General features: G+C 31.5%; 10 protein-coding genes. 2 read left to right on the top strand and 8 right to left on the bottom strand.

Going from position 1 to position 10,008, the window contains the following annotated elements:
* Positions 1-190: 190 nt before the first annotated feature.
* The 3 genes from IDG60_RS19285 to IDG60_RS19275 all read right to left on the bottom strand — a co-directional run bounded on the left by IDG60_RS19285 (position 191) and on the right by IDG60_RS19275 (position 3,363).
* Positions 191-853: a potassium channel family protein gene (locus IDG60_RS19285; protein ID WP_000514290.1), complete on the bottom strand. Its 663-nt coding sequence runs from the start codon at positions 851-853 to the stop codon at positions 191-193.
* Between the two features lie 132 nt (positions 854-985).
* Positions 986-2,005, bottom strand: coding sequence for a cytochrome d ubiquinol oxidase subunit II (locus tag IDG60_RS19280; RefSeq protein ID WP_000638453.1), 1,020 nt, complete (start codon positions 2,003-2,005; stop codon positions 986-988).
* Entirely contained in the window at positions 2,002-3,363 is a 1,362-nt protein-coding gene (locus IDG60_RS19275; RefSeq protein ID WP_000381849.1) for a cytochrome ubiquinol oxidase subunit I, read from the bottom strand. The genes IDG60_RS19280 and IDG60_RS19275 overlap by 4 nt, the downstream gene beginning before the upstream one ends.
* Before the next feature lie 197 nt (positions 3,364-3,560).
* Here IDG60_RS19275 and nrdH point away from each other — a divergent pair, with 197 nt between their 5' ends.
* Complete coding sequence (gene nrdH, locus IDG60_RS19270) at positions 3,561-3,794, top strand: glutaredoxin-like protein NrdH (protein ID WP_001289618.1); 234 nt, start codon at positions 3,561-3,563, stop codon at positions 3,792-3,794.
* A 236-nt stretch (positions 3,795-4,030) separates the two neighbouring features.
* Here the strand turns inward: nrdH and ptsP are convergent, their stop codons facing one another.
* From ptsP to auxA, 5 genes are all read right to left on the bottom strand, one after another.
* Positions 4,031-5,749, bottom strand: coding sequence for a phosphoenolpyruvate--protein phosphotransferase (ptsP, locus tag IDG60_RS19265; RefSeq protein ID WP_000040051.1), 1,719 nt, complete (start codon positions 5,747-5,749; stop codon positions 4,031-4,033).
* Positions 5,750-5,751: 2 nt separating this feature from the next.
* Positions 5,752-6,018 (bottom strand): phosphocarrier protein HPr, encoded by a 267-nt coding sequence (locus tag IDG60_RS19260; RefSeq protein WP_000437472.1) that lies wholly within the window; start codon positions 6,016-6,018, stop codon positions 5,752-5,754.
* Between the two features lie 153 nt (positions 6,019-6,171).
* The gene (locus IDG60_RS19255) at positions 6,172-6,714 is read right to left on the bottom strand and encodes a hypothetical protein (RefSeq protein ID WP_000505966.1); all 543 of its coding nucleotides are present in this window, start codon (positions 6,712-6,714) and stop codon (positions 6,172-6,174) included.
* A gap of 53 nt (positions 6,715-6,767) precedes the next feature.
* Entirely contained in the window at positions 6,768-7,940 is a 1,173-nt protein-coding gene (locus IDG60_RS19250; protein WP_103182749.1) for a class I SAM-dependent rRNA methyltransferase, read from the bottom strand.
* Positions 7,941-8,364: 424 nt separating this feature from the next.
* A complete protein-coding gene (gene auxA, locus IDG60_RS19245) occupies positions 8,365-9,660 on the bottom strand; it encodes a lipoteichoic acid stability factor AuxA (RefSeq protein WP_000009069.1) in 1,296 nt (431 codons plus the stop codon).
* Between the two features lie 151 nt (positions 9,661-9,811).
* On the opposite strand from auxA, the gene graF reads away from it, so the two are divergent.
* Positions 9,812-9,946 carry a glycopeptide resistance-associated protein GraF gene (gene graF / locus IDG60_RS19240; RefSeq protein WP_000064214.1) on the top strand — a complete coding sequence of 45 codons (135 nt, stop codon included), beginning with the start codon at positions 9,812-9,814 and terminating at the stop codon, positions 9,944-9,946.
* Positions 9,947-10,008 lie beyond the last annotated feature (62 nt).

The raw sequence follows: 10,008 nt of genomic DNA, 5'->3' as shown, positions 1-10,008 counted from the left end.
AGTAGCTTTTTCTTTATATATGATGAGCTTGAGACATAAATCAATGTTCAATGCTCTACAAAGTTATATTGGCAGTAGTTGACTGAACGAAAATGCGCTTGTAACAAGCTTTTTTCAATTCTAGTCAACCTTGCCGGGGTGGGACGACGAAATAAATTTTGAGAAAATATCATTTCTGTCCCACTCCCGATTATCTCGTCGCAATATTTTTTTCAAAGCGATTTAAATCATTATCATGTCCAATCATGATTAAAATATCACCTATTTCTAAATTAATATTTGGATTTGGTGAAATGATGAACTCTTTGCCTCGTTTAATTGCAATAATGTTAATTCCATATTGTGCTCTTATATCTAAATCAATGATAGACTGCCCCGCCATCTTTTCAGTTGCTTTCAATTCTACAATAGAATGCTCGTCTGCCAACTCAAGATAATCAAGTACACTTGCACTCGCAACATTATGCGCAATACGTCTACCCATATCACGCTCAGGGTGCACAACCGTATCTGCTCCAATTTTATTTAAAATCTTTGCATGATAATCATTTTGTGCTTTAGCAGTTACTTTTTTTACACCTAACTCTTTTAAAATTAAAGTCGTCAACGTACTTGATTGAATATTTTCACCAATTGCCACAATGACATGATCAAAGTTACGGATACCTAAACTTTTCATAACTGCTTCATCTGTTGTGTCTGCAACAACCGCATGAGTAGCGATATCACTATATTCATTCACTCTATTTTCATCATGGTCGATGGCCATTACATCCATGTCTAATGCATTCAACTCACGAACGATACTACCTCCAAAACGACCTAGACCGATGACTACATATTCTTTACCCATACTCGCCCTCCATTAAATGATTTTCATCAATTCATTGAAAATATAAATTTAAAATTATTATAAATGAGTACCCCAACTAAATTATCTAAATGCAGTAATGCAAGTAAATGAAAGTTGGGGTATCGTCTCAACTTATGATTTCTTTCCTTCAACATATTCTTTGTCGAAAACAAATAATCTTAATAATAATATTAACGATGGAAGTAATAAAAGTAAACCTAAAATAAAGACAATCACTAATGTCCAGCCCATTTCTGGATTAACATATGCATCTGTAATTTTTACAAACGGATATAAAAGGTATGGCAATTTACTAATTCCATAGCCAAAGAACGCGAACATCATTTGTAAAATAACAAATACAAAAGCCAAACCATGTTTTTTCTTAAAGAATGTTAACAATGAAGCTAATGCAAAGAATAAGAAACTTATAGCAAACATCCACCAGTAGTCAAAAACAGCTGAATAAAAATGTTCAGAATTTTGAATGCGTAATGATAGAAATACGAATAAACAAATGATAATCATCGGTGGCCCTAAAAATATGTGCCATTGTCTTGTTAAATTATATGCTGGTTCGTCATTTGCTTTTTTAGCATAATATGTCAAAAATCCTGATGAAATATATAAAACTGAAATAATTGCCAAGAATACTACAGACCAAGCAAATGGGCTTAATAGTAACTGCACCCAATCTAGATCGATAACATTGTTTCGAACATTAATATAGCCACCTTCTGTAATAGTTAAAGCAGTAGATAATGAAGCTGGAATTAATAATCCACTTACCCCATACATGATCATCCATGCTAATTTTGTATCTTGACCATAATTTTCAAATGCATAAAAACTGTTTCTCAATGATATCATAATCAGTGCTATTGAACCTGGTATTAACAATACCGTGCCTAAATATTTGATTGACTCTGGAAAGAAACCTACGAATCCTACGAAGAAGAAAACAAAGAATACATTCGTAACTTCCCAAACTGGGTTCAAATAACGTGAAATTAAGTGATTAATTTTCTTTTCATCACCAGTTAACTTTGAATGCAATGCGAAGAAACCTGCCCCAAAATCTATAGAAGCAATAATGATATAGCAAAATAAAAACAACCATAACACTGTTATACCTATAAATGCATAAATCATTTTTCTATTTCTCCTCCTTGCTTCTTGGCTAAACGATTTACATCTTCATACGCCGGTTTATTTTTAAACATACGAATTAATACGTATGCACATGTATACATTAAAATGATGTACAATATGCCAAATAAAATTGTAACGAAGGTTATTCCGCCTGCTTGTGTTGCTGCTTCTGCCACGCGCATATAACCACGAACAATCCAAGGCTGTCTACCCATCTCTGTTAAGAACCATCCAAATTCTATAGCTAGCATTGAAGCTGGTCCTGTTAATAATATTCCGTAAAGCATCCATTTATGAGTAGAAAACTTTCTAAGCTTTTTAAACATTAAAGTTAAAACATAAACACCTGAAATGACAAAACATAAAATTCCCATCGTTACCATTAAATCAAAGAAATAATGGACAATCATAGGCGGATGTAAACTTTTTGGAAAATCATTTAACCCTTGCACTTTAGTTTTGACACTATTATCTGCTAAGAAACTCAATAGTCCAGGTAATTCAATCGCACCTTTAACTTGCTGAGTCTTTTCATCTAACACACCAAATAATAATAATTTAGCATGGGAAGATGTATCGAAATGCCATTCATAAGCTGCTAATTTTTCAGGTTGGAATTTATGCAAAAATTTTGCAGATAAATCCCCTGCCAACATAGAAAGTAATGTTGAAAAGAATCCAACTATCATAGACATTTTCAAAGCTTTCTTATGGTAGACAGTATCTTTAGGTTGACGATTACGCAATAATTTAAAAGCTGCTATTGATGCAATAACAAATGCCATCGTCATACCGGCTGTAGTAATTACGTGAAATGATCGAACTATAAACGATGGGTTAAACATCGCTTCTATAGGTTGAACATTGACCATCTTTCCATTCTTCAACTCAAAACCTGCAGGCGTATTCATAAATGAATTCACTGAAGTAATGAAGAAGGCTGAGAAAGAGCCACCAATAATTACTGGTATACTAATTAAGAAATGTGTCCATTTATTTTTAAAACGATCCCAAGTATATAAATATATACTTAAGAAAATAGCTTCAAAGAAGAACGCAAATGTTTCCATAAATAATGGAAGTGCAATAACGTGTCCACCCATTTCCATAAATGTAGGCCAAATCAATGATAATTGAAGTCCTATAATTGTACCTGTAACAACTCCCACTGCTACAGTAATTGTATAAGCTTTAGCCCATCTTTTGGCCATAGCTATATATTGAAGATCATTTTTGCGAATACCTAAAAATTCTGCAATTGCGAACATTAAAGGCATACCAACACCAATCGTTGCAAAAATGATATGAACTGCTAAAGTCATAGCTGTCAAAAACCGACTGATTTCAACTGTATCCATTTAAAAACATCACCTTTTTCTTTTTTTGATGACAACACAATGAACTTAATTATAATTGCTATAATGTGTATTTTTAAAACATTATGCGCTATGAAATTGTGTATAATTTATGTCAGTTCACAATGTGTTCACAAATTTGAATTTCAATGTATAATTGTGTATATTACATTAGAATAAAGCACGAAGGAGCATGATACATGTCAGAAATAATCGTTTATACGCAGAATGATTGTCCACCTTGTACATTTGTAAAAAATTATCTAAATGAGCATCAAATTGATTTTGAAGAGAGAAATATCAACAATCAACAATATCGAAACGAAATGATAGATTTTGATGCTTTTTCAACTCCGTTTATTTTGTTGAATGGCAATCCAATGTACCATGTTGATCTTGATGAAATCAACAAAGTATTAAATATCCAAGATTAATTTTCATCTAAATCAACTTCATCATTTATAGCTATCATAAATTAAATATCGATTTTTAAATTAACTAACATTAATTAAAGAACAACATTTTGTTAATGACACATAGTTGTTTAATTAGTTAGCAACAACATTCCATTGAAATTAACATAAATCATAAAAAAGAACCCGAAGTATTCATAATTACTCACAATGAATACTTCGGGTTTATTTATAATTCTGTCTTTCGAAAGAATTAATTATTTTACGTAGTTGTTAACTAATTCAATAACTTCTTCTTGCGTTGCACAGTCGACTGCACGGTTAGCAAGTTCAGTCATTTCATTTTTACTTAAACCATTAATTTGTCTTCTTGCTTTCAGAATAGACGTTGCACTCATAGAGAACTCATCTAAACCTAAACCAAGCAATAATGGAATAGCTGTTTCATCTCCAGCCATTTCACCACACATACCTGTCCATTTACCTTCTTTATGTGACGCTTCAATAACTTGTTTAACTAAACGTAAGATTGAAGGGTTATATGGTTGGTATAGATATGATACACGCTCTGACATACGGTCAGCAGCTAATGTGTATTGAATTAAATCATTTGTACCGATACTGAAGAAATCTACTTCTTTAGCAAAGACATCAGCTAATGCTGCTGTTGCAGGTATCTCTACCATGATTCCTAATTCTATATCATCCGAAATGTCATGACCTTCATTTTTAAGGTTTTCTTTTTCTTCTAATAATATAGCTTTTGCTTCTCTAAATTCGTTAATTGTTGCAACCATTGGGAACATGATATTTAACTTACCATAAACTGATGCACGTAATAATGCACGTAGCTGTGGTCTGAAAATATCTTGTTGCGCAAGGCATAAACGAATCGCACGGTAACCTAAGAATGGATTCATTTCTTCAGGCAAGTTTAAGTATGATAATTCTTTATCTCCACCTATATCTAAAGTACGTACAACAACACGTTTACCGTCCATTGCTTCTAATACTTCTTTATAAGCTTCAAATTGTTCTTCTTCTGTAGGCATTTGGTCACGACCCATATATAAAAACTCAGTTCTATATAAGCCGATACCTTGTGCACCATTTTCAATAACACCTGGCAAATCATTAGGTGTACCAATATTTGCAGCAAGCTCTGCGTGAACACCATCAACTGTAACAGTATCAGCATCACGTAGTTTTTGTAATTCTTTCTTGTCAGCAAAATAACACTCACGTTTATCTTGATAAGCGATTAACTCATCTTCAGTTGGATTAACGATTACATCACCATTTAATCCATCTACGATAATCATGTCGCCTTGTTTAACTTCTTGAGTAATTGATTTTGTACCAACAATTGCTGGAATTTCTAAAGAACGACTCATAATTGCAGAGTGACTTGTTCTTCCGCCAATGTTTGTAGCAAAACCTTGTACGAATTCTTTATTTAATTGAGCAGTATCAGATGGCGTTAAGTCATTCCCTACAATAACAACGCTTTCATCAATCATACTCGGATTCGGTAATTCTACACCTAAAATATGTGATAACACACGTTTAGAAACGTCGCGAATATCAGCCGCACGTTCTTTCATGTATTCGTTATCCATAGATTCAAAAATTGTAACAAATTGTGTTGTTACATCCGTTAATGCTGTAGCAGCATTAGCGTTTTCATTTTTAATCTTATCTTGGATTGGTTGAATTAATTCAGGGTCATCTAAAACTAATAAATGTGCATCAAAGATAGCAGCTTTATCAGCACCTAGTTGAACCTCTGCATTATTTCTAATTTTAGTTAACTCAACTTTAGAAGCTTCGATAGCGCTATTGAACTTTGCAACTTCTCCTTCAACATCAGTGACTTTTTCATTTTTGTCGAATGTTAAGTCTGGCTCAACTAATAAATAAGCTTTAGCAATTGCGACACCATCAGATGCAGCAATACCTTTAATTAATTTAGACATGATTATTTAGTCAATCCTTCTTTTGATAAGACGTCACTGATTGCTTGAATGGCGTCAGATTCATCACTACCGTCAGCATAAATTGTAATTTCAGCATCTTTACCAACACCAAGGCTCATAACACCCATGATTGATTTTAAGTTTACTTTCTTACCGTTATATTCTAATTGAATATCAGAATCGAATTTTGAAGCTGTTTGTACTAACATTGTTGCTGGTCTAGCGTGAATACCAGTCTCGTCGATGATTACATATGAATTTTGTTCCATAATTACATTTCTCCTTCGTATAGTTAGAATCTTCAATATTATTACAATACTAACTTAGTTTTATACATTAACTTTACCAAAACCATGCTTTAAATTCAATTCGTTTAAAACCGGTTTCAGTAAAATTTGCAAATTGCAAAACTATTATAGCACCTACATGACATTTTTAATAACATTTTCGCATTTTTGAATGTGATCTTTTCCAATTTTATTCATAAAATAGTAACTAATAGATGCAGACACAGCTTGTCCTACAACAGGAAACCATTTTGTTTGTTTTGCAGCAGTACGTTTAGCTACATCTCTAATAACTATTTTTAAAAATGCACTTGAAATTCTTTTACCAATAAATTGACTACCTTGAATTGCTGCTGCAGACATAATTCTTTCTTTCACATCATCCCCAAGGCTATTAACTTGCTTATGATCTAATCCGTATATTTTATTTACATCTTCGATAATATCTTTCATTAATTTTAAATCAACACCAAAATCTAAACCCGGAATTGGAACAACGCTCATTGTTGATGACATTAAAGACTTTCTCTTTACAATTGCTTCAGCACGTTGTCGTCTTTCTCTCAATTCTTGAATCGTCGTTGGCATTGCACCTTTTCCGTCAACATTTTCTATTTTAAAGACTGAATTACCAATTTTATTTGTTAAATTTGATGTTAAATTGTTTTTGAATCCCATAATATTATCACCCTTCTTTTTCTCAATAAGTTACTATACCCCTTTTTATCAAATTAATGTCTAATATTTACAAAAACAGCTTTTAAATATTTAGATGGCTTATAATGTGGATGCGTTTTAAAATCTTTTGGTAAACCCATAACTTCAGTTAATTCATAATCAACGCCACTCTCTTCAAGCGTCTTTTTAATAGTATTTTTAAATTGCTTTAATGGATATACACTTGCATTTGTACATAACAATAATGTTCCTTCAGATGATAAAATATTTAAGGCGCCATTAATTAATTTGTCATAATCTTTTTGCACTGAAAATGTACGTTTTTTGTTGCGTGCAAAGCTAGGTGGATCAATCACGATCGTGTCATAACTATGTCCATGTCGTGCAGCATATTTATAGAAATCAAAAGTGTCCATGACATAAATATATTGGGATTTAGGATCAATAGCATTTAATCCAAAATTTTCTTCAGTTAAACTACGAGAACGATTAGCCAAATCTACACTTGTTGTTGAAGTTGCCTCACTTGCTGCTATTACAGAAAAAGCACCTGTATAACTAAATAAGTTTAAAACATGGCGTTCTTTGGCATATTGACCCCTTAATTTCTTGCGCACTTCTTTTTGATCTAAAAAGATACCTGTCATCAAACCATCTTCAAGGTCTACATTATAAAATGTGAAGTTTTCTTCGATAACAATTGGAAACTCAGGTGCATCGCCTTCAACAAAACCACCACTATATTCGCTGTCTTTAAATCTTACTTTTTCGTAAATAGATTTATAATCAAATACTTTTCTAACCGCTTCAAGAATGGCATATTTAAATTTATAAATACCTTTTGAGTACCATTGAATCAACAAATGACCATCGTAATTGTCGATTGTTAATCCCCCAACACCATCACCTTCAGCATTAAATAATCTAAAAGCATTTGTTCCATCTATATTAAAATAATAATCACGTTCTGCTAATGCAGTATTAAACAATTTCACAAAGAAAGCTGTGTTGATTTCTTGAGCTTTATCGTATGTTAGAACCCAACCTAATCCTTTATGTTGGCGACCAACATAAGCCGTTGCAACATATTGTGATTTATCAGTCACAATTTGAAAAATATCTCCTTCTTTTAAATGATCTTGTGAATAGATATCCTCTTCTTCAATTAAAGGATATCCATTAAAATATTTTGTTTCTTTGCCTTTGTTCAGAGTTGCTATTTTCATCTGACAACTTCCTTTCTGTGTTTCGTTGTAGTTTTATATAGATTAAATTGTTTGCCAAATTTCAATATCATCTACTTCTAATCTTAATGTTGATTTTAACAAATTAGTAATTCGAATGATATATGTTAAATTTCTACAAAGGAAATACTATATATCGTTTCGCAAATTCCATATGTCGCTTCAACTATTTACTAGTTTTCTTGATTTTACAAATGGATAACTTTTCAACTATTTTATTTGCACTAAAACTTTGTATACAATTTTCAATACTTAATTCACATCACCTGAATCAATCAAATCTAGTTACAAAAAAAGTACTATCCATAAACTTCATTGACCTGTATCTAAATAAGTTAGAGATATATCTAACTTATAGCGTACACATCAAAATGTTTAATAGATAGTACTTTTATAATGCTTTTAATTATGGTCGCTCTCGTAATTGTAACGAATAAGAAATGATGATTGCCAATAACATTAATAGTAATGTTGGCGTAATGAACACTGAAAGTAGTAGTCCATGAATCATTATATTTATAAATTCCGTTAACAATTTAAAGAATAAAATGCTCCCCATAAATAGTTGTAAATAATAAAACTTACCTTTCAAGTGGAAAGTTAACGTTGTAGCGATATATGCGATAATAATGAATAACAGAATTAGTAATGTAACCCATTCAATAACATATTGTGTCTGTGATAATTTCCAATCACCAGATACAAATAATGCATTACGATTATTAAATTCTAAAAATGTGAATAAAAAGATGACGACACCACAAAATAGTTCGACATACATTGGTTTAACCCATTTCGGTTTTCTCATCCAATCAGGAATATCGTCTTCTTGAATATCGATAATATCATTAACTTTCTTTTTGAATTTATCTCTTTTAGCTCTAATTTTATCTAAATCGACACTTCTTCTTGTCTTACGTGCATATTCTGTAGTCTTATCTTGGAGTTGTTTCAAGTGAATTTTAGTTTGATTCGTGACATTCCCTTTACTTGTTCTTGATAATTCTGGCTCCTCTTCACCTAATTCTTGCTTTGTTAAAGGTAAAGCTCGGCGCAAGAACAAGAAATTCCAAATAGCCATTTGACCAAGTAACCACATAATTATAAAGAAAGCATTGACACTTAAGATATCAATTGACTCTATTTCATTAGCATCAATTCTGCCATACAATGCAATTTGTGTAATTAAGTAACTTATACCATAACTCACAATTATCCACATGAAATGATTTTTTACATTTTCCTGATTCAATTCATCTTTATAGACGATATATCCTATATGAATTGTAAATGGAATAATGAAAATCACTGCAAAGAATCCATAAACTTGAGTCATTAATATAAGAGTAATAATAAAGTACATGATACCGATAACTAAGAAAAAGATAGAAATATCATAGTCATACTTAATAGTTCTAAGTAATGTATGACCAATCAACATAACTAAAATACCGAATATAATTATCACAATTGCACTAACTATAGGGAAATTACCTATAAATCGACTCATTACTTTAATAATTTCACTGAAAAATGCATTCAGAAATTCCCACACATTATGAACATGTGTATCAACTTTTTTACCACCATTTAATTGTTTAATTAATGGCAAGTTAATTAAAATAATGAGACCAGTGAAGAGTGAAACGATACCGATTAAATAGCTAAAAATAATTTCGGCGTGTTTCCTAAGAAAAGACATTATGTTCACCTCAAAATCATTATATATTAATCTAATGTTGTTGTCTTTAGATAAATGAATAAATAGTGCTATAGACTTAGAAAAGTTTAACGAAAGTACAACCGGGTAAGATTTATATATAAATAATTATCCAATTTGGGAGGAATTAATCATGTCTAATGAAAATCAAAATAAAAAAGCAGCAGAAAAAGCTAAAGAAGTTGAAGAAAAATTAAAAGATAAAAAAGAAGAAAAAACAGAAGATATTAATCAAACAAAACAAGATATCCAAGATACACTAAATTAATTTAAATCCCCTTACAACTTTTAGTTGTTAGGGGATTTTATGCATGTGCTCGGCGCATGTGT

The organism is Staphylococcus sp. EG-SA-2 (assembly GCF_017152085.1).
This window is presented reverse-complemented; position numbering and strand designations above follow the sequence as displayed.